Below are 22,301 nucleotides of genomic sequence, written 5' to 3' on the forward strand. Positions count from 1 at the left end.
TTAACCTGAAAGTTGTTTGTTATTTTGATGTTCGTTTTATTCGCTTGTTTCTAGATTACTGATACCCAAGTCATTAAGCAATTGCATTGTCTCAAATAAAGGCAAGCCCATTATGCCAGAATATGAACCTTCGATTCGCTGAATAAACATCGCAGCGATTCCTTGAATAGCATAAGAACCCGCTTTATCCTGAGGTTCTCCTGTTTTCCAATATCGTATCATCTCATCCTGAGTTATTTCACGAAATAATACGCGATTACGATTTAGTTTTACGTGGGTATTTCCGTTATAACTAATCGCTACTGCGGATAAAATTTCATGCCAGTTTCCTGACATATCCGATAACATTTTGATGGAATGATCCAAATCAGTCGGTTTAACTAAAATATGATCATTTATTAAACCTAAGGTGTCAGAACCAAGAACAGGTTTATCAGCATTTGCTACTGCTAGAGATTTCTCGATGGCTAAACGTTGCACCAAGTCTTCTGCTGACTCATTGGGTCTGACGCTTTCATCGATATCAACACTTTGAATATCATAAGTGATGCCAACCTGATCGAGTAATTCGGCCCGTCGTGGTGATGCAGAAGCAAGGATAATCTGGCTCATAGTACGAATCTCATCTTATCCAGCACGATGGTAAGGATGATTTTCTGTGACTGTATACGCACGATAAATCTGTTCAGCGAGGATTACTCTGACTAATGGATGAGGAAACGTGAGTGCAGACAATGACCATTTCTCTTGAGCAATTGAAAGAATATCGTTGCTCAGGCCATCGGGACCACCAATTACCAGCGCCACATCCTGACCACCCATCATCCAGTCTTGCATGCGTGTCGCTAGCTGTTCGGTACTCCACGATTTTCCTTTTACATCGAGCACAACCAGTCGGCAATTATTAGGAATGGCCGCTTTGATTTTTTCGGATTCTTTCTCAGTAATGGCGTTTATATTACTGTTCTTTAGTCGTTTTTCGGCGGGTATTTCTTTAAGGACTAAAGCGCACTTTGCTGGCAAGCGCTGGGCATACTCATTATAACCTTGAGTCACCCAGTCTGGCATTTTGGTTCCAACAGCAAGCAGGAAGATATTCATCTATGCGAGTAGTGCTTTGGATTTAACTAGGCGTTTTTGTCAGCGACTGCTTGTTCGACACTTTTGTCGTTTGCATCATCGGCAGCCCACAATTTTTCTAATTGATAGAACTCACGCGTAGTTTCGAGCATCACATGAACAATCACATCATTAAGGTCAACAAGCACCCATTCTGATGATCCTTTGCCTTCAGTGCCGATAACATCAAGGCCAGCTTTTTTAGCTTCTATCACAACATTCTCTGCGATAGATTTTACGTGACGGGTTGAATTACCTGTGGCGATATACAATTTATCTGTCATTGAAGATTTGCCAGTAACGTCTACGGCAACAATATCAACAGCTTTCATGTCTTCAAGCGCGTTTTGTACCAGATCGCTTATTTCATTTAATTTCATATTTTATCTACTTTGGTTAAGATCTAAGTGTGTACTCATTATCTAGATGGTTATCTAGATTAACTACTTATCAGACCCATATAATTTGTTTGATTCAATATAATCACAGACCTTTGCAGGTGTTAAGTAATCACATGATTGTTGGTTTTTTAATTTATCCCTGATCATGGTGGCAGAAATATCTAATTGCGTTACATCACAAAAATAGATTTTTCCCGCTGCAAATGATTTCAAGTCATCAATATTGTCAGTTACGCGCGTTGCCAAATACTCATCAAGCGTCTCATCAATTTGATAGCCCGGTCGCGCAGCAATCACAATATGACAGGCTTCTACAATGTCTTTCCAGTCTTTCCAACTGGTAAAAGATTGAAACGCATCGAGCCCCAATATCATTGAAAAAGACTGATCATTGCCAATTTCAAATCGGATAGATTTCAAAGTGTCTATGGTATAGGAAGCGCCTTCGCGATGATACTCACGATCATCAAGAATAAAAGGTTTTGTGCCTTCTATAGACAATTTAACCATATTGATTCTATCTTCAGCGCTGGCTTCAGGCTGCCAGCGATGCGGTGGCGTTGCACTAGGAATGAATCGAACTTCTGTTAAAGACAGTTTTTCGGCGATATCTAATGCAGGTCGTAAGTGGCCAAAATGAATGGGATCAAAGGTACCACCTATAATTGCAATCAAAGTACATTACTCATTATGAATGACCTTTACTGACGAATGTGGCCATCACCAAAAACAACATATTTTAACGAGGTTAAACCTATTAAACCAACAGGTCCGCGTGCATGTAGTTTATCGGTACTGATACCAATTTCAGCGCCCAACCCATATTCAAAGCCATCTGCAAAACGGGTTGAAGCATTCACCATCACCGAGGCTGAATCCACTTCCCGCATAAAGCGTCGTGTCTTGGTGATATCCTGGGTGATGATACTTTCAGTGTGCTGTGAACTGTATGTGTTGATGTGTTGAATCGCTTCGTCTAGATCAGCAACGACTTTAATCGCTAAAATTGGCGCTAAGTATTCTGTCTGCCAGTCTTCTTCCGAGGCTGGAGAACAATCAATGATTTGTTGCGTCTGTTCACAGCCACGAAGTTCGACACCTTCTTCTACAAATAAGGAATGTAATTCTGGCAAGATTTCAGAAGCTCTAGATTTAGCAACGAGTAATGTTTCTAAGGTATTGCAGGTTCCGTACCGCTGACTTTTTGAATTGAAAGTGACTTTTAACGACTTTTCTTTATCCGCATCATCATCAATATACACATGGCATATTCCATCGAGATGTTTGATCACAGGAATCAGTGAGTCATTGCTAACGCGTTCGATAAGCCCTTTGCCACCACGCGGAATAATCACATCTACATAGTCTTTTAAGCGCAGTAACTCACCTACGGCTTCTCTATCCGTTACTTCAACGACTTGTACACATTCAGACGGTAAACCAGCTTCTTTAAGTCCATCCTGAATACATTGTGCAACGGCTTTATTCGAATGGATCGCTTCAGAACCACCGCGTAAAATGGTGGCATTGCCTGATTTCAAGCAAAGTGCTGCAGCATCTGCTGTAACATTAGGGCGAGATTCATAAATAATACCGATAACGCCTAGAGGTACGCGCATTTGACCAACCTGAATACCCGAAGGCATATAGTTCAAATCATTAATTTCACCGACTGGATCAGCCAGAGCGGCAATCTGGCGTAAACCTTCAGCCATCTGTTTGATACTCGCATCGGTTAATGCCAGCCTGTCCAGCATCGCGTTGTCTAAGCCTTTTGCTTTGCCAGCTTCCAGGTCCTTTGCATTTTCTGTTTTCAGCGTTTCAGTATTGGCAATTAACTTATCAGCTATCGCATGCAAGGCATCATTTTTTGTTTTAGATTCTACAGCAGCAAGGGTTGACGAAGCTTTGCGCGCCTTGATTCCTAATTCTTGCATATAGACGTTAATATCTTGTTTCATAATGTGTGTCTTATTCTCTATGATTCTTTTACTGCTATGTTACTTTTTTTAAAGGACTTCTTTTCTACATCGTTTCTTGTAACTTCACACCCTATTTCTTTTCATTTAAATTAGTTGAGGCCAAGCAAACAATACAAGCAACAAATACATGATAGAAAAAAGTGCTCATAAGTAGGGGGGTGGCTATAGTCTTATACTTGACGTTAAAATATAAAAATTGCTGTTTTCCTGTGTGACAAATAAATATTATAAAGAATTTAAACCTTAATAGCTTTATTACCTGCCAGCGTTAATGCTAATTCTAACAATTCTAACCACACTCTGGTTAAACCTTTGGTAGCGATATCTCCCTGACCCTTTGAAAGGCGATCAATATTGCCATTCATTTTAATAATATGCGGCCAATCCGCTCTTTGCATTCTTTGTAGTGCCTGCTGAAATGGCTTCTGTCTGGGTCTGGGTACTTTATTCATTACCTGTGACATTTGCATACCACTGTTTAAACCATGTACGGCTGTATAAAGTTGTCGGCTTAAGTCAGACAAGGTCCATAAAATCAGTTGAACTGGCACACCCTCTTCTTTTAAGTTGTGATGAATATGTTGTATTCGACGTGTATCACCCAGCATCACTGCGTTCGACAGATCAAAAATTGAAAAACGTGAGCTGTCACTGACAGCTGCAAGTACTTGCTCTTCATCAATCTCAATTTGGTCTTGATCGTTTTTTTGATAAAGTAATTTCAGCTTATTGATTTCCTGAGCGGCGGCCAATAGATTCCCTTCTACACGTTCTGTCAGCAATCGAACCGCATCAGATGTAGCCCGCATGCCTTTCTCGCGCATCTGTTTATTGATCCAGGCCATAGTCTGCGGTGCGGATAAATCCCAGATCTGGATAACCACACCTTGTTTGTCGATGGCTTTTACCCAGGCTGCATTTTTGGCGTTTCCTACCAGCTTGGGCATTTGTATCAACAGAATTTTATCATCGGGTGGATTATCCATATAATCACGAATAGCCTGACTGCCTGCTTTACCAGGACCTTTTGTTTCAACGCGTAAATCAATAAGCTTACGTTCACTAAACAACGACAAACTATTGGATGATCCTAGTAAACTACCCCAGTCAAACTGACCATCTGCATGTAAAATATCGCGTTCAGTAAACCCTTGCTGTTTTGCGAACTGTCGAATAGTGTCGGCCGCTTCCATCAGCTGATAGGGTTCATCACCAGAAAGAAGAAAAACACCCTGATTTTCTCTTTTTTGCTGTAGAAATGAACTTAGTTGGTCTGGATTAATTCTCATCAAGCAATAATAACGCCCCATTACGTTTTTTGTAAGTTTTTAGTCAGAGACTTTCCTGGTAATTAATCTTCCATTAATCGTGCGAAGTTAAATACTTGGAGAAGCAATGCTGTTTTTAAAATACAATGCATGGCTATTATAAAGAATACGAATGGTGCTCAACAGAAAAAGACTACCGTTTATTCTATTGGCTATATATTAAGGGATACTACATCGCTTTATACTGTCGCCAAGTATTACGGATCACTTGATAGGTAAATAAGTGGGTTTGCTCGGGGTTCGTTTTTAATTAAATTGATTATCAATTTACTAAAACATTTAATTCGACATTAAAGAAATAAAAAGGAAATTTACATGAGAATGACTACGCAACTATCTGTATCGAGTGTAATACTCGCTGCTGTATTATCTGGATGTAGCCAACAACAAGTGATTGGTGGTTCGCAAGTTGTTAATGGAAGTTCACAACAAAACGAAGGTGGTTCGCAGGTAGCTGGTAGTTCACAAGCAGGTGGATCTCAACAACAAGTTGAAGCTGCTGCACCAGTTGTAATGGCGAAACCTGTTGCTCCTGCTGCTAAAAGAGCACCTGTTAGAGTTTATCAACCTAAGCGCCCAGCACCTAGAAGAGTCTATTCTCGTGGTCCTGCACCTCGTCCGGCACATTCAGTGAAACGTTCTGGAATGGGTTTACCACCTGCTAAACCAGGACAATGTTTTGCTAAAGTAAAAACGCCAGCAAAATACATTACTAAACAACGTAAAGTACTAATTCAAAAAGCTACTTCTAAGCGTGTTCTAGTAAGAGCGCCTCAGTATCGTTGGATCAACAAGCGCGTACTGGTAAGAAAAGCCACATATCAGAATCGTCATATTCCTGCGCAATACCGTACGCAAAATAAACGTGTGATGGTTAAGCCAGCATATAACACATGGCGTAAAGGTCACGGTGCGATTACACGTATCGATAATATGACGGGTGAGATCATGTGTCGTGTCACAATACCTGCGCAATACAAAACAGTATCTAAGCGTGTACTCGTTAGAAAAGCACAAACAATCAGAAAAATGATTCCTGCTGTTTATAAAACAGTAAAGCAGAAGCAACGTGTGTCTGGTGCAATTTATAAAACAGTAAACCGCCCTGCTCGTTACACAACACAAAACTACCGTGTAAAAGTAGCTGGAGCACGTTACGTTTGGCGTCCAATTCTTTGCAAAACGAATGCACCTAAGAACTACCGTCATGCTGCAGTTAAACGTAAGCCTGTCGTTCGCCCTAAGGCAATGCATAAGACTCAATACAAGCGCCCTGCTCAAGGCATTACTCATCAGCAGTACCTGAAAGTAATGAATGCACCTATGCCAAGCAAAGCAGCACCTAAAAAACGTATGCCTAAAAAGGTTATGTCGAAGAAGGTGAAAACTGCGCCAATGACTAAAGCTGCTACTAAGCCAGCAGCGACTATGACTAAACCCGTTGCTAAAGCACCAGCTAAAGCAGCAGGCACTACAGAAAAGCCAAGCAAAACTGCGATTAAACAAAATATCGTTTATGGTATCCAGGCTGCACTTAAGTCTAAAGGCTATAACCCTGGCAAGCTTGACGGAAAAATGGGACCAAGCACAGCGGCAGCTTTGAAGGCATTCCAGAGTTCACGTGGTTTACCTGTAGGCGTTTTATCTAAAGACACATTCCGTGCTTTAGGTCTTGTTCGCTAATTGATTTAAATAGGTATATTACGGTGTAATATTTATTACAAATCAGTTAACAAAAAAGCCTGCTTTTAGCAGGCTTTTTTGTGTCTTTAATTTGAACGTATGATGGGGTATTGTTGTACTCATAAACCTAATCATAAACAAATGTAAGGAACACATAGAATGGTAGAAACATACGAAAAACTGGGTCTTTTTTATCTAGGTCAAGATATTGATAAAACCACTCAGGAAGCTACCGAAGCCCTTACACTTTTAAAGAATAAAAACTTCACTACTCATGCCACTATTATTGGTATGACAGGCAGTGGTAAAACCGGTTTAGGCGTTGGTATTATTGAAGAAGCCGCGATTGATAATATCCCGTCTATTGTCATCGATCCCAAAGGTGATATGGGTAATCTTTGTTTAACAGATCCTGAGTTTTCGCCGAGTTCTTTTGCACCCTGGGTAGCTGATGAAGCTAAAAATAAAGAACAAGACGTCAACGAATATGCCAAAAAGATTTCCACCATGTGGAAAGAAGGGATTGAAAGTCATCATCAAAATAGCCAAAGAGTCGCTAAATTTTCTGCTGTTAAAAAAACCATATACACACCAGGCAGTAGCTCGGGGATTAGTATTAATGTTCTTAGCTCACTAGAAACTCCACCTTCTGAAGTACTAGATGATACCGATGCTTTTTCATCTTACATAAACTCAACGGTTAGTAGCTTATTATCATTAATCGGAATTGAAGCAGACCCGGTTGAATCAAAAGAATACATCTTACTGGCACAGTTAATCTCTAATTCATGGATGGATGGGAATGATCTGAGCCTGGAAGATTTAGTCGGTCGAATCATCAGCCCACCGTTTAAAAAGATTGGTGTATTGCCTTTAGATGCTTTTTATCCTCAGTCCGAACGTTTCAAATTTGCCACAAAATTTAATTCAGTCATTGCATCACCAACGTTTAAAAGCTGGTTAGAAGGTGAAACACTGGATATACAAAAATTACTTTATGATGAAGGTGGTAAAGCCAAAGTAGCCATATTCTCCATTTCTCATTTAAGTGATGAAGAACGTATGTTCTTTGTAACCTTGTTATTAAATAAATTCGTCGCCTGGATGAGACGTCAAAGCGGTACATCTGCCTTAAAAACATTACTCTACATGGATGAGATTTATGGCTTCTTCCCACCAACGAAGAATCCTCCCAGTAAAGAACCTATGCTGATATTGCTCAAACAAGCCAGAGCCTATGGTGTCGGTGTTGTATTGAGTACGCAAAACCCTGTCGACCTTGATTATAAAGGTCTGTCGAATATGGGAACATGGTTTATCGGTCGCTTACAAACCACGCAGGATATCGATCGAGTGATTGATGGTCTGGGCGGAAAAGTGGGTTCCAGTTTCAACAAAGATGAAATACGCGCCTTATTAGCAAATTTAAAGAAACGTACTTTCTTCCTAAAAAGCGCGCATCTTGATGATATTCGATTGTTCAGTACACGATGGGTGTTAAGTTATCTTAAAGGTCCATTAAAGCGTGATGAAATTTCTACTTTGATGCATGATCAAAAAGCACTTTCAGAGAAGAAACAAGAACAAAAAGTAGAAAGCATTAGCGCTCCAATTATCCCTGAAGGATTTGATAGTTACACAACGCTAGATAGCAGTATTCCTCAATATTATATGCCAGACCTAACAGGATCGAAGCAATACATACCTAGCTTGATGGCAGATTGTACGCTTAACTTTTTTAATCAATCCAAAGGAATTGATGAAGAAGAAAATTACTGTCTCACTTTAGAATTATCAGAAAGTGATTCTTCCGCAGATTGGGATCATGCCATGAGTGAAGAAGGCGTCGAAAATTGCTTTGCTAAACTACCAAGTAAAGCACCAGAAGATGCACATTATGCAGTTGTCCCTGATTTTGTGGCTAAAGACAAACAACTTCGTAAAGCGACAAAATCATTATCTGACTGGTTGTATTACGAGCATGTTCTAGAACTCTATCAATGTGATTCACCTAAGCTTTTATCTAAGCCTTATGAATCATTAGGAGATTTTAAAGTACGTGTTGCTGATATTTTAAATGATGAAAAAGAAAAAGCGATTGAAGTCTTGCAAGAGCGATATGCTAAAAAAGAAAAGGTATTAACGGATCGATTAGATCGTTACTCATTAAGCCTGGAAAAAGAAGAGTCTGATACAACGAGTTCCTTTTTAAACGTAGGTATTACTGTTTTAGGCGCCCTATTCGGAAAATCTAAAGCTTCTATTGGTAGAGCTGGATCACGTGTTCTTAAAGAAAGAGGTGATGTTGGGCGTGCCAAAGAAAAAGTCGCTAAAGTGGAAGAAGATTTGAGGGATCTTGAAGAAGAACTGGAAGATAAGATTGATGATTTAGCTGAAGAATATTCTATCGACGAAGTAGATATCGAAGATTACAGCATTAAACCAAGAAAAACGGATGTGCAAATCAATGAAATCGCCGTTGTCTGGAAATCCATCTAACGAATCTCAAAGCTACTTGCTTAAAAATAAAACTTAATCGGCTCTAGATATTTATAAAAGTCCCCCCCCTACTTATAGGGGGTTTTTTATAATTCATAATTAGTCATAGTAAGCGATATATTCGTCATCATCCTAATTTGAAATGACGTATAGACGTAATCGAAACTATCATTTAGCGCTAATATTTAAACCTACACCACTTGCTAATCCGATAAAGTCAGGGAATGAAGTATTAACGTTGGCACAATTATTAATTGTGATTTCACCGTTTGCTCGCAAACCTGCAATTGAAAATGCCATTGCAATTCTGTGATCTCCATGACTTTCTACTGTCCCTGAAGTGAGCTGACCACTTTGAATAATAATCCCATCTGGTGTAGCTACAGCATCAATGCCGCAATTCACCAAACCATCTACCATTACCTGGATTCTATCACTTTCCTTAACACGCAGCTCTTCTGCGCCGGTTAAACGTGTTTCACCTTCAGCACAAGCAGCAGCCACAAACAGTACCGGGAATTCATCTATCGCTAATGGAACCAGTTCTTCTGGGAAATGAATGCCTTTTAACTTTGCAGAACGAATTCTAATATCTGCTACAGGCTCTCCACCCACTTCTTGTTGATTTGAGAGCGTAATATCAGCACCCATCAACTTAAGAATATCGATCACACCTGTACGTGTTGGATTGATTCCAACGTGTTGCAGGGTGATATCAGAGCCTTCTGCGATACTTGCTCCAACCATAAAAAATGCTGCTGACGAGATATCTGCTGGCACATCAATATCACAAGCTGTTAATGATCCACCACCGACTAAACGCATGCTATTGCCGTTAGTAGTGACGTCATAACCAAAGCCTCTTAACATGCGTTCTGAATGATCACGTGTGATGCCTGGCTCGGTAACACTAGATTCGCCTTCAGCATACAAACCTGCGAGTAATACTGCAGATTTAACCTGCGCACTAGCAACTGGCATATCGTAATGAATACCTGTTAATTTATGACCACCTTTGATATTCAGTGGAGCAGTTCCACCTTCTTGCGTTTCGATAACTGCTCCCATGCTAGCAAGCGGTTTAGTAATTCTATTCATTGGGCGCGAAGAAAGTGATTCATCACCTATCAGTGTAGAATCAAAGGATTGCCCTGCGAGTAAACCTGTCATCAGGCGCATGGCAGTTCCACTATTTCCCATATCTAAATCAGATTCTGGTTTTTGTAGACCATGCATGCCGATGCCATGAATAGTGACTTCATTGCCATTGGCTCCAGATGGACCTTCGATTGCAACCCCCATTTTTCTAAACGCATTCATCGTCGCTATACAATCTTCACCCGTTAAAAAACCAGTCACATGGGTTGTACCATCTGCCAAAGAACCCAGCATAATAGAACGATGAGACATCGATTTATCACCAGGGACTCTAAGTGTTCCAGTTAATTTCCCATTTGGGCTCGTTTTGAATGTTACTGAATTGGACATTGGTACGGGTAATCCTTGTTAGTGTTAACTTTATGCGAGGTAATACACATAAAAATATATTTTCTTAAATTATGATTTAATGATGCTGTCGCGCGTGGCTTTAGCCTTGGCAAAGAGTTGTTCTATCTCATCAGCATCTTCATTTTGTATGGTATTTCTGAGCTCTGTTAGATCTTTCTGAAAATTATCCAATACTGAAAGGATAGCTGTTTTGTTATCCAGACAAATATCACGCCACATAACGGGGTCACTGGACGCCGTTCTTGAAAAACTCGCAAAACCGCCAGCGGTGTAATCAAAGACGGCATCACCATATTCTGATTTAGATAAGGTATTAACGAAAGAATACGCTAACACGTGAGGCAAGTGACTGGTAGCTGCTAAAACATCATCGTGTTGTTTGACTGCCAACGTTTCGACTGTTGCGCCAGTAATTTGCCACATCTCTTTAATTTTCAAAACAGCTTCACTACTGGTTTCACTGGTTGGTGTCAGTATGACTTTATGATCTACGTATAAATCGTCAATTGCAGCTTCGACACTACTTTTCTCGCGTCCGGCAATTGGGTGCCCAGCGACAAAATTGGGTGGAAGTACACCATCATAAGCTTCTTTAGCTGCTGCTAATACACTCCCTTTAGCACTACCTGCGTCTGTCACAATCGTATTCGCACCTAGATGAGGAACTATTGTTTTTAGAATAGGTGGTATTGCGCGAATAGGAACAGCAAGCAATACAATATCTGCCCCTTCCACTGCTGCAACTGGGTCTAGTGTGTAATCGTCTATAACACCTAATTCAACAGCTCTTTGTAAATGCGCTTCACTGCGACTGCAACCAACAATTTGTTCGCAGTAACTTGCTTTTTTTAACGATAAAGCAAGTGATCCACCAATAAGACCAACACCAAATATGGTTAGTTTTTTAATCATTGTAAAAAATCTTCATGCAGTGTTCTTCTTTTATCAGTTTAGAGTGTGTATGTTATTGAATAATGATAAGAAATTAATTAGAGATATTAACTAGCTATGAAAGACGATTAGTCGATCGGATATTGCTCTAATGCAACATCTAAAGCATCAAGACAACGTTGATTTTCTTCAGCAGTAGAAATAGTGATACGTAAATGGTTAGGTAAGCCATAATTAGGTATAGGTCGAACGATAACTGCTTCTTTAAGCATAGCTTCGTAAAGTGGGACAGCGTTCTGCTCCATGTCTATGGTAATAAAATTGCCAACGGTTGGAATATAATCTAAACCACGATATTGACAAGCAGCTCGCCAAAACTTGATTCCCTTGGTATTAATATCAACACAATTCTCAAGATGATCCTGATCATTTAAGGCAGCGGTAGCCGCTTCAATTGCCATAGCATTTACATTGAAAGGATGTCTTACTCGGTTTAGCAAATCCGCAATTTCTGCACTACAAACTGCATACCCAACACGAAGACCTGCTAAGGCATAAATTTTAGAAAACGTACGCGTTACGATCAGATTAGGAAACTCTTCAAGCCACTGTAGCGTATCTGGGTATTCACCTTCTTGAACATATTCAAAATAAGCTTCATCCACAACTACTATAATATCCTTAGGCACAGCAGAGATAAATTCATGCAATTCATCTGACTTTAACCAGGTACCTGTAGGATTATTTGGATTAGCGATAAAAATAACACGCGTTTTATCATTAATTAAGTCCTTCATCGCAGTCAAATCATGACCGTAAGGATTAGTCTCATGATCGACAGGTAAGGCTTCGGCAACGACACCCGTGGCATTAACTGACTGGATACTAATCGGGTAAACCGCAAAAGCATAACGTGAATAAATAGCTTCGCGTCCTTCGCATAAAAAAGTTCTAGCGATCATATCTAAAACGTCATTTGAACCATTACCCAATGTAATCTGGTTCTGGTTAACCTTGAGCATGTTTGATAATTTCTGCTTTAAGATAAACCCATTACCATCTGGATATAATTGAATTGATGCTTTCGCTTTGTCTAATGCTTCTAAGACCAAAGGACTAGGGCCCATAGGATTTTCATTGGAAGCAAGCTTTAGCGTATTACTAACACCTAGCTCTCTTTCTAATTCATCGATTGGCTTACCTGGCATATAAGGCTGTAAGTTTTGAACGCCATTAATCGCCAGTGATTTATAATTAATTGTCATAATGCTTAGAACTATTGGTTAAATGTATTAAAGGACAGCTTTAGGGTAAGACCCTAGCACTCTCATGAGTTCGGACTCTTCGGAAAGTTCTTCAAGCGCTTTGGCAACATTCGGTTCACTTGAGTGCCCATCGATATCCATGAAGAAGTAATATTCCCAGTTTGCATTTCTTGATGGTCTTGACTCAATACGCGTCATATCTAAACCATGTGCAGCTAAAGGCGCTAATAGATGATAAAGCGCACCAGAGCGATTCTTTGCAGAAATCATCAGCGTCGTTTTATCTTTACCAGACTGAGGCACATCTTGTTTACCAATCACTAAAAAGCGCGTAGTGTTATCTTTGCTGTCTTCTATATTGCTATAGGCAATATCTAGTTCATATATTTTAGCTGCTAAAGCGCCTGCGATAGCGCCAGATTCTGGGTCTTCTTTAGCTCTTCTAGCCGCTTCAGTATTACTTGAAACCGGAATTTGCTCTACATTAGGCAAATTATCATTGAGCCATTGACGACATTGAGCCAGAGATTGTGGATGTGAATACACACGTTTGATAGTGCGCCAATCTTTATTCACTGTCATTAAGTTCTGATGAATTCGCAAGGTGATTTCACCACTAATCTTTAGTGGCGAATGCATGAAAACATCTAAGGTATATGAAATAACACCTTCAGTAGAGTTTTCTATCGGCACAACACCATAATCGACAGTGCCATTTTCGACTTCTTTAAATACCTGACCGATTGATCCCATTGGGACAGTTTCTACCGCATGACCAAAATGTTTTTTTGATGCTTCTTGTGAAAAGGTGCCGTTAGGACCAAGAAAAGCGACTTTAATGCTTTGTTCCAAGGCCAAACAAGATGAAATTATTTCACGATAAATCGCAGTGATTCGTTCGTTTTTTAGCGGGCCAGGATTATTTTCAGTAACGCGGTTTAATATTTGGGCTTCTCTTTCTGGTCGATAAAACCACAGATCGACTTCACCGGTTTCACGTTTTATTTGCGCCACTTTTTCAGCGCATTCTGCACGCTGTGAGAGTAATTGTAAAAATTGATCGTCGATTGCGTCAATTGAATCACGAATTTCTAATAACTTTTTATTTACATCTGAGTTTGTCGTATCTGCATTATCTATCAACTTTTCAGATGATTTCTTACCGTTGTTATTATCCATTCAAAATCCAATTAAAATCTAAAGTTATAATATATTACGTCTCACCATATCTATAAAAGAGACTGCAAAAAACCAACTGCTTTAATACCAAAATAAATGATTAAAGCAAAGATCACATAAATTACCATTGGTAATTTAATAGGGTTATTTTTTTCGTAAATTCTAGGCTGCTTGGCAGTTCCGATTTCGATCTCTATATCGTCTCCGGCAGCAAATGTCTTTATGGCTGTTTTTGATCGAAAATGCAATGTTTCTCCATCCAACTGGTATTCAATAGTTGGCAAATCTAACTCACCAATATCCATCACATCAATTACTTTGCCGTTGATTATTTTAGCGTTTTTAAAAACCAGTACACTTTTGATATACACGATCAGAACAGCAATCAATAATATTACTAAAACAACCGTCCCCCAGCCAAAAACAATATTGAACATCACATCAGAATCATTCATCTTTTTTACAAGCACCCAATTCAACAAATTTTATTATTATAAACGCCCACTCACATAACTAATGGTGTAGTTTGCTTGTTTTGATATATATCATAATGATGATTAGAAACTTAACCGTACTTTGTTTCGAATGATTTCATCATGTCTACTAATTCAATAACACCTTGTTCTGGCATAGCATTATAAATACTGGCGCGCATGCCACCAACGGACTTATGCCCTTTTAAGTAAACCAGATCTCTAGTTGCAGCTTCTGTTAAAAATTTTTCGTTCAGCTCAGAATTGGCAAGGGTAAATGGAACATTCATTAAAGATCGATATTCTTTATCAACCGGGTTTGAATAAAAATCAGAGTTATCTATACAATCGTAAAGCATGGCAGCTTTTCTTCGATTTAAAATTTCCATTTGCTCAAGACCACCTTGTTGCTTTAGCCATTTAAAGATCAATCCAGCCAAATACCAGGCATACGTTGACGGCGTGTTGTACATCGAGCCATTTTTTGCATGAACATCATAATTCAGCATTGTTGGGGTAATATCCATTGCATCGCCAATGAGATCCTCTCTGACAATAACAATGGTCAAACCTGCAGGACCTATATTTTTCTGAGCACCTGCATAGATAAGGCCAAATTCAGACACATCTACTGGTCTAGATAGAATGTTGGAAGACATATCCGCTACCAAAGGAATTTCACCTGTGTCTGGCACCCAGGGAAACTCAACACCTGCAATAGTTTCATTCGGAGTATAGTGGAGATATGCCGCATCTGGATTTATGTTCCATTCTTCATAGTTTTGTATCGAGGTAAAATGACTACTTTCTGAGTTAGAAACCACGTTAACCAGGCAATATCGGCTTGCTTCAGTAATCGCTTTGGTAGACCAGATGCCGGTATTCACATAATCTGCACCCTCTTTTCCGCGCAGCAAATTTAACGGTATTGCCGCAAATTGAGAGGTTGCACCACCTTGTAAAAATAGCACCTTGTAATTATCGGGAATGTTCATGACTTCACGAAGATCAGCTTCAGCTGTTTCAGCGATGCTCATAAATTCTTTACCGCGATGACTCATCTCCATCACTGACTGGCCGGTACCATTCCAATCCAGTAATTCTGCTTGTGCCTGTTCCAAGACTGGCTGTGGAAGCATTGCTGGGCCGGCGCTAAAATTATACTTGCGAGTCATGTTGTAATCCTTGTTAGAAGCTGTGACATCATATTTACACTAAATTATTACTGATCTTTGTTTTCTACTAAATCTAATTCGCGTATATCAATTGCAGGGGTTAGATTGTTGATAGTAACTGGCGTTGATAAAGAGATGTTTTTTTCAATCGATGTCTTCAACATCAATTGCAATAAACGTTGACGGGTCAACAGTAGTTTATCCACTTCTTTAGTGAAGTAATAAAAGACCCATTCAACGGCATGATCACCAGTCTCTTTAACACCGAATTCTAAATCATATTGTGGTTCTAAATAAATACCATTATCAATTTTCGCAGCATCGTATACGGTCAAAAATAGATCTTCTACAGCATCTATAGAAGTATCGTAAGAAATTTTGAAAGACAGGCTTTCGCGAAGCCCTCGAGCTGAAGCAAATTTGGATAAATTATGTACCGTAAAATCCCTTAATTTGGAATTACGAATCATAATTCTATGATTGTTTGGGATATTTAAAATAACAGTATGGAACACCTTGGTTTTATACACGAGCCCGTAAACCAATTCCCCGTCATTGAACTGAATAACGTCACCTTCGGTTAACATATCGCTGTTCAGTATAATCAAACCATGAAAGATATCAGGTGCCCAGATACTGGATGTTAACGCGAGGAAAACACCTATTATTCCGATAACACCGCCCGCCTCTAATACTGAGTCGAAGCCCAGTAATCTGATGATGCTTATTAACGCAATCACAGCAATAAACAGATTACTAAAGATGCTTAATAGTCGGGTTTGATAGGTAGATACAAAGCGTTTTACGTCATTAACCTCACGCTCTTTACCGTAGTATCGAACTAAAAAACCATGTGTAATGTGCATCGATAAATAAGCAAAATAGATAACCGCCAGAACAGCGATAACATGAATCAGTAAGGTTTTATTTTGCTTGTCTTGAAAGAACCGGAAATAACCGTAAGCCAGTATAATTAATAGATTCAACGCCCGAAAGATCATCACTTTGCGGGAGAAATTACTGACTTTTTCTGGCTGATGATAAACAGCTTTAAGGATAACTTTTGCAAATATAAGCAAAAATAAATTAGCACCGATAAGCAAGTAACCGAAACTATCTACCTGATTTATATATTCGATAATTTTATCGACAGCACTATCCATAAATGAATTAGGGGTGTCTTCAATTAAATAAAATTAAATTGAAGCCACCCCCCTACTTTGAATGATATTTTTTACGTTGTTAATAACGTAAATAGAACGAAAACAGGACTAAAGAGAGCTAAGCAGATTACTCTGGAGACTCATCAGTATTATCACTGCTGTCACTCGCATCAGCGTCGTCAGAAGAATCGATATCGTCACTTTCAACAGAAGCTTCGGTAGCTCCATCAGTTAGTGTTGGATCCATATCTTCATCAATATCATCTTCGGACTCATCATCCATAGATTCAATGCGCTCTAATTGCGTTAGTTTTTCGTTTTCGCCCAGTTTGATTAAACGTACACCCTGTGTATTTCTACCAACGACTGATACATCAGCAACCGAGGTACGAACCAAAATACCACCGTTGGTGATTAGCATGATTTCATTATCATCAGTAACCTGAACAGCACCGATTGCAGCACCGTTTCGTTCAGATGTCTGGATAGCAATAACACCACTACCGCCACGATTTTGAGCAGAGAACTCTTCTACTTCAGTACGCTTACCGTAACCGTTTTCAGTTGCCATTAATAAACGACCTTCACGAAGAACGATTAATGCATTAACTTTGTGACCTTCAGGCATCTTGATACCACGTACACCAGCAGCAGTTCTACCCATGCCGCGTACATCAGATTCTTTAAAGCGAATGGCTTTACCTTGTGAGGTAAATAGCATCGCTTCATCATCTTTTTCTGTGAGTGCAACATCAACCAGCTTATTACCATCACGTAAATCGATGGCGATAATGCCTGAAGCACGTTGATTAGAGAATGCTTTCAAATCTGTTTTCTTGACTGTGCCGTTTTCAGTGGCCATAAAGATGTACTTGTCATCTTCATATTCACGTATCGGTAAAATAGCCTGGATGCTTTCATCTTCATCAAGTGGTAATAAATTAACAATGGGTCGACCACGAGAAGTTCTACTCGCCATGGGTAATTGATACACCATTAACCAGTACACTTTACCTTTAGAGGAGAAACATAAAACAGTGTCATGAGTACTTGCGACGAAGAGTTTCTCAATGAAATCTTCATCTTTCATTTTGGTGGCTGATTTACCGCGTCCACCACGACGTTGTGCACGATAAGTATCAATTGGTTGTGCTTTTGCATAGCCTTCATGAGACAGCGTTACAACAACATCTTCTTCTGGAATCAGATCAATATCACCCAGATCTTCACCAACTGCATTGATTTTAGTAAGACGTTCGTCGCCGTACTTTTCGAGCATTTCAATAAGTTCTTCACGAATAACGCGCATTAAGCGTTCTGGACTCGCCAAGATATCAAGCAAGTCAACTATCGTAGCGAGTAACTCTTTGTATTCGCCCAGTATCTTGTCTTTTTCAAGACCTGTTAAACGATGTAGTTGTAGATCTAAAATTGCTTTTACTTGAACATCGGTTAACCAGTAACCATCATCTTTCAGACCGTAACGCGGATCGAGGTTTTCAGGACGTGCTACTGTAGAATCACCACGTTCTAGCATCTCAAGAACGATGTCAGCTTTCCACGAGCGACTCAGTAAAGCTTCACGTGCTTCAGCAGGATTCGCCGATGCTCTGATCAAAGCGATGACTTCATCAATATTACCTAAGGCAACAGCAAGACCTTCTAAGATGTGGGCGCGTTCGCGTGCTTTACGTAGCAAGAAAATAGTGCGACGGGTAACCACTTCACGGCGATGGCGAATAAACGCTTCGATGATTTCTTTTAAGTTGAAAAGCTTTGGCGCGCCATCAATCAACGCCACCATATTGATGCCGAAACTATTCTGCATCTGTGTTTGTTTATAGAGGTTATTCAAGATAACTTCAGCGACTTCACCGCGCTTAAGCTCGATAACCATACGCATACCGTCTTTATCAGACTCGTCGCGTAGTTCTGAAATTCCTTCTATCTTCTTCTCTTTTACGAGTTCTGCAATTTTCTCAATAAGACGTGCTTTGTTAACCTGATAAGGAAGCTGTGTAACAACAATCTTTTCACGGCCTTTCTTATCGGTTTCGAAATCCGCTACGGCGCGAATTTTTACACTACCTTTACCAGTGTGATACGCCTGTTTGATGCCATGAGCACCGTTAATGACACCAGCCGTTGGAAAATCAGGACCTGGCAAATACTGCATTAAATCGTCAATACTAAGCGTTGAGTCATCAATCAACGCTACACAGGCATTGATTACTTCAGTGATATTGTGCGGCGGAATATTGGTCGCCATACCTACAGCGATACCAGAAGAGCCGTTTAATAGTAGATTGGGTAAGCGAGTTGGGAAAACTACTGGCTCGAATTCAGATTCGTCATAGTTGCCTTGGAAATCAACGGTTTCTTTTTCAAGATCAGCCATTAACTCATGTGCGATCTTCGACATACGGACTTCCGTATAACGCATCGCAGCAGGAGAATCACCATCGACAGAACCAAAGTTACCTTGTCCATCAATGAGCATATAACGCATTGAAAATGGCTGAGCCATTCGAACCATGGTGTCGTATACAGCAGTATCACCATGCGGGTGATATTTACCGATAACATCACCGACGATACGCGCTGATTTTTTATAAGGCTTGTTGAAGTCGTTGCGGAGCTCGCCCATCGCAAATAACACACGACGATGAACAGGTTTTAAACCGTCTCGAACATCGGGTAATGCACGTCCTACGATTACGCTCATCGCGTATTCCAGATAGGATTTACGCATCTCATCTTCAAGATTAATCGGGATAATTTCTTTCGCGAATTCAGCCATATTATTTGGGGTTCTTTTATGAGTATTTTGTACGGTTTTGTTTGCTTATTTTAAGAAGAAATATGCTTCTTAAAAAACTGCTGGCGAGTATATCAGAATGGCACAGAAATAGTACCTAAATACGCGCTTTTAAACGCGTCTAAGTGGTTTATTTTTATAATATATACACCCCCCTACTTTTGAGGCGTTTTTGCACCTAGCGCAGCTGAATTATATTACGCTCAGATCAACGTAGGTATCATAGAATGCAGCGCCATTTCCAATATCGGTTTTGCTGTGGCTATCAATTAAAGCATTGACGGTTTGTCCTGTTGGACTACTCTCGCACCACGCGCCCTTTGGTGTATATAAAACACCCGCCGCTACAGTGTCATTTACATCGGCAATCAGAACCACTTCACCTTTATTATTATGAAGTTTGACTTTATCACCGGTTTTGATATTTAAGGTTGATGCATCGTTAACATTGATAGACACTTTTTCCGATTCGGTATTATTCCCACCAAATGTAGAATTGGAACGATTAAATGCTGCTGCAGTGACCAAGGTAAACGGTCTGTCTTTTATTATTGATTCGTAACGTGGCAAACCATAGCCGAACTCGTTTTCTAAATCTTCATTGTAGAGTGTGATTTTCTCATCATCGGCCATATCGGATAACCAGACATGATTTTTATCGATGGTGCTTAAGGCAGAATGTGTAGAAATCTCTGAAACTTTATTTGTCTCAAATCTTTCTGATGATAAATCCAGCGCTTGTTCTTGCAGTTCAGCGTCCGTGTCGCTGAATAATGCATCGGTAAACCCGAAGCGTTTGCTCAGACGTCTAAATATCTCTGTGTTAGGCAATGCATTACCTACGGGTTGAATTGCGGCTTCTGCGCGCTGTGCGTAATTATGACCGTATCCCAGATAAACATCATCATGCTCAAAGCTACTGCACGCAGGTAAGATAACATCGGCGTATTGCATGCTATCGGTCATATTGATTTCACAACCAATCACAAAGACATCTTCTTTACTTAGTGCTTCAATCATTTTGTTTTGATCAGGATGCACCAGTACCGGGTTATGGTTGTAAATAAACACAGACTTGATTGGCACCCCCCCACTTATAGGGCTTTTTTTGCTGCTTGATGGAATATCGTTACCCAAAATGTGATCTGCTGTATCAACGATATTAAAGGTGCGCGTTGGTTTTTCAAGAAGGTCTGGACGCTGTAACTTATCCGTTGTCTTAGGATATGCAGGAGAGTGATAGCCAATTTGTCCTTGTCCCTTTTGACCAAATTGACCTAGCAATACAGCTAAAGACATCGCAGAACGAATCGCAGATCCACCATTTTTGGAACGCTCAAGCCCAACACCGGTTTGCATTGAAATGCGCTTGGCATTCCTGAATAGCTCAATAAACGTATCAGCTTGTGATTGATTGATGCCACAAATCTCTGCCAATTTATCGATAGAATACGACGATGCATTTTCCAGGTATTCATCAACACCAGAGACTTTATCGATTAGTTTAGTTTTATCGATCATACCCAGTTTATCGAACTGTGATGCCATCGCGAGCGCAAAATAAGCATCAGTTCCGGGCGTTACTTGTAAAAACAGATCTGCGCTTCGGGCAACTTTGATTCTTTCTGGATTAATTACGATTACTTTTGCGCCATTGTCTTTGGCTTTTTTGATGATTTTCATCAAGTGCAAATAGGTAGTGCTGGTATTTGTGCCCCATAAAACAATCAAGTCAGAATACACTGCTTGCTCTTGAGACATCGCCACGTGGTTACCAAACAATGAACGGTACGAAAGACCGCGAACTCCAGCACATAATGGCGATCTATCGAGTTGCGTTGCACCTAGCTTATAAAAGAAACGCATATCCATTGAACCACCAGACAATTGTCCATGAGGCCCGGCATAGTTTAATGGCATTACTGATTCAGGACCGTATTCTAGAATTCCTTTTTGCATGCCTTCATAGCATAAGTCTAATGCTTCATCCCAGGAAATCGGTTCGAATTGAGTACTGCCGTTATCTCCACCTTTAGCGTCAATTCTTTTTAACGGTGTGGTTAAACGGTGTTTGCCATGAACAAAATCAGGATAGTACTTCGATACCTTGCCGCAAATGACACCCTTTGTCATTGGGTTAGCATTAGAGCCTTTAATTTTATGTATTTTGCCATCTTTAACTTCTACATTAAGACTACAGGCATCAGGACAATCTAAAGGGCAAACACTTGGCGCCTTGTAATCTTGTTGATGCTCGTGGTTTTGTGTTTCTTCATTTAGGTTTGCTGACATAATTCGCTCTTCATTCGTTATGACGATAAATAAGAGTCTAATTGGATTTAATGCGATTAAACAGGCACAATTATTTTTTTAAAAAGCATGCCACTCTGAATCAATCTAGTTTTAATTATTTTAAAGATACAAACATGAAACGTAAAATTAAAGGCTTCCATCTGGATGAAGAGAACGATTGGGTAGCTGAACTAGAATGCCATCATGGCCAACATGTTCGACATCAGCCACCGTTTATTAATCGACCCTGGGTGATAAGCAAATCCGGGAGAAACAGTAAGCTAGATCATGAATTAAACTGTTTGAAATGTGATTTAGGTGAACCAAAAGATGATTGGTAAGTAAAAAGGCTGATTTAAATGATTTTTAGTTACTTTTAGATATCTTAAGTTTTTGCTTAAGCCACCCCCCTACTTTGAGGCGTTTTTTTTAATATATTCAAGGGGCGCTTATCAAGTATCTAAATTATAGTTTCGGCAGTTTACACATATTAATATTGCCAGTGTCTAAAGCTAATTTCAGTA

General features: G+C 39.8%; 18 protein-coding genes. 3 read left to right on the top strand and 15 right to left on the bottom strand.

Annotation, left to right across the window (positions count from 1 at the left end; all coding sequences use genetic code 11):
• Window positions 1–36 precede the first annotated feature (36 nt).
• The 6 genes from EV695_RS07080 to holA all read right to left on the bottom strand — a co-directional run bounded on the left by EV695_RS07080 (window position 37) and on the right by holA (window position 4,791).
• A complete protein-coding gene (locus tag EV695_RS07080) occupies window positions 37–612 on the bottom strand; it encodes a Maf family protein (protein ID WP_131905257.1) in 576 nt (191 codons plus the stop codon).
• Window positions 613–627: 15 nt separating this feature from the next.
• Window positions 628–1,101, bottom strand: a complete 474-nt coding sequence (gene rlmH, locus EV695_RS07085; RefSeq protein WP_131905258.1) for a 23S rRNA (pseudouridine(1915)-N(3))-methyltransferase RlmH — start codon at window positions 1,099–1,101, stop codon at window positions 628–630.
• 26 nt (window positions 1,102–1,127) lie between these two features.
• Window positions 1,128–1,499 (bottom strand): ribosome silencing factor, encoded by a 372-nt coding sequence (rsfS, locus tag EV695_RS07090; RefSeq protein WP_131905259.1) that lies wholly within the window; start codon window positions 1,497–1,499, stop codon window positions 1,128–1,130.
• 63 nt (window positions 1,500–1,562) lie between these two features.
• A complete protein-coding gene (gene nadD / locus EV695_RS07095) occupies window positions 1,563–2,195 on the bottom strand; it encodes a nicotinate-nucleotide adenylyltransferase (protein WP_131905260.1) in 633 nt (210 codons plus the stop codon).
• A gap of 26 nt (window positions 2,196–2,221) precedes the next feature.
• Window positions 2,222–3,481, bottom strand: coding sequence for a glutamate-5-semialdehyde dehydrogenase (locus EV695_RS07100; protein ID WP_131905261.1), 1,260 nt, complete (start codon window positions 3,479–3,481; stop codon window positions 2,222–2,224).
• 257 nt (window positions 3,482–3,738) lie between these two features.
• Window positions 3,739–4,791: a DNA polymerase III subunit delta gene (gene holA, locus EV695_RS07105; RefSeq protein WP_165874645.1), complete on the bottom strand. Its 1,053-nt coding sequence runs from the start codon at window positions 4,789–4,791 to the stop codon at window positions 3,739–3,741.
• 354 nt (window positions 4,792–5,145) lie between these two features.
• Here holA and EV695_RS07110 point away from each other — a divergent pair, with 354 nt between their 5' ends.
• Both EV695_RS07110 and EV695_RS07115 read left to right on the top strand, forming a co-directional pair.
• On the top strand, window positions 5,146–6,513 hold the full coding sequence (locus tag EV695_RS07110; RefSeq protein WP_131905263.1) for a peptidoglycan-binding protein: 1,368 nt from the start codon (window positions 5,146–5,148) through the stop codon (window positions 6,511–6,513).
• Between the two features lie 159 nt (window positions 6,514–6,672).
• Window positions 6,673–9,012 (top strand): ATP-binding protein, encoded by a 2,340-nt coding sequence (locus EV695_RS07115; protein ID WP_131905264.1) that lies wholly within the window; start codon window positions 6,673–6,675, stop codon window positions 9,010–9,012.
• 168 nt (window positions 9,013–9,180) lie between these two features.
• Here the strand turns inward: EV695_RS07115 and aroA are convergent, their stop codons facing one another.
• The 9 genes from aroA to EV695_RS07155 form a co-directional block, all read right to left on the bottom strand.
• A complete protein-coding gene (aroA, locus tag EV695_RS20135) occupies window positions 9,181–10,500 on the bottom strand; it encodes a 3-phosphoshikimate 1-carboxyvinyltransferase (protein ID WP_165874646.1) in 1,320 nt (439 codons plus the stop codon).
• A 69-nt stretch (window positions 10,501–10,569) separates the two neighbouring features.
• Entirely contained in the window at window positions 10,570–11,433 is an 864-nt protein-coding gene (locus EV695_RS20140; RefSeq protein WP_165874647.1) for a prephenate dehydrogenase, read from the bottom strand.
• A gap of 107 nt (window positions 11,434–11,540) precedes the next feature.
• The gene (gene hisC / locus EV695_RS07125) at window positions 11,541–12,677 is read right to left on the bottom strand and encodes a histidinol-phosphate transaminase (RefSeq protein ID WP_131905265.1); all 1,137 of its coding nucleotides are present in this window, start codon (window positions 12,675–12,677) and stop codon (window positions 11,541–11,543) included.
• Between the two features lie 27 nt (window positions 12,678–12,704).
• Window positions 12,705–13,856 carry a prephenate dehydratase gene (pheA, locus tag EV695_RS07130; protein WP_131905266.1) on the bottom strand — a complete coding sequence of 384 codons (1,152 nt, stop codon included), beginning with the start codon at window positions 13,854–13,856 and terminating at the stop codon, window positions 12,705–12,707.
• A gap of 50 nt (window positions 13,857–13,906) precedes the next feature.
• Window positions 13,907–14,311, bottom strand: coding sequence for a hypothetical protein (locus EV695_RS07135; RefSeq protein ID WP_131905267.1), 405 nt, complete (start codon window positions 14,309–14,311; stop codon window positions 13,907–13,909).
• Window positions 14,312–14,421: 110 nt separating this feature from the next.
• The gene (gene serC / locus EV695_RS07140; protein WP_131905268.1) at window positions 14,422–15,504 is read right to left on the bottom strand and encodes a 3-phosphoserine/phosphohydroxythreonine transaminase; all 1,083 of its coding nucleotides are present in this window, start codon (window positions 15,502–15,504) and stop codon (window positions 14,422–14,424) included.
• Window positions 15,505–15,551: 47 nt separating this feature from the next.
• Window positions 15,552–16,667, bottom strand: coding sequence for a mechanosensitive ion channel family protein (locus EV695_RS07145; RefSeq protein ID WP_131905269.1), 1,116 nt, complete (start codon window positions 16,665–16,667; stop codon window positions 15,552–15,554).
• A gap of 127 nt (window positions 16,668–16,794) precedes the next feature.
• Window positions 16,795–19,467: a DNA gyrase subunit A gene (gene gyrA, locus EV695_RS07150; RefSeq protein ID WP_131905270.1), complete on the bottom strand. Its 2,673-nt coding sequence runs from the start codon at window positions 19,465–19,467 to the stop codon at window positions 16,795–16,797.
• A 210-nt stretch (window positions 19,468–19,677) separates the two neighbouring features.
• Entirely contained in the window at window positions 19,678–21,777 is a 2,100-nt protein-coding gene (locus EV695_RS07155) for a molybdopterin-dependent oxidoreductase (protein WP_131905271.1), read from the bottom strand.
• A gap of 134 nt (window positions 21,778–21,911) precedes the next feature.
• Between EV695_RS07155 and EV695_RS07160 the strand changes: the two genes are divergently transcribed.
• A complete protein-coding gene (locus EV695_RS07160) occupies window positions 21,912–22,118 on the top strand; it encodes a DUF3565 domain-containing protein (protein WP_131905272.1) in 207 nt (68 codons plus the stop codon).
• Window positions 22,119–22,301 lie beyond the last annotated feature (183 nt).

This window comes from Cocleimonas flava, from assembly GCF_004339015.1.
In the GTDB taxonomy this organism is placed as follows: domain Bacteria; phylum Pseudomonadota; class Gammaproteobacteria; order Thiotrichales; family Thiotrichaceae; genus Cocleimonas; species Cocleimonas flava.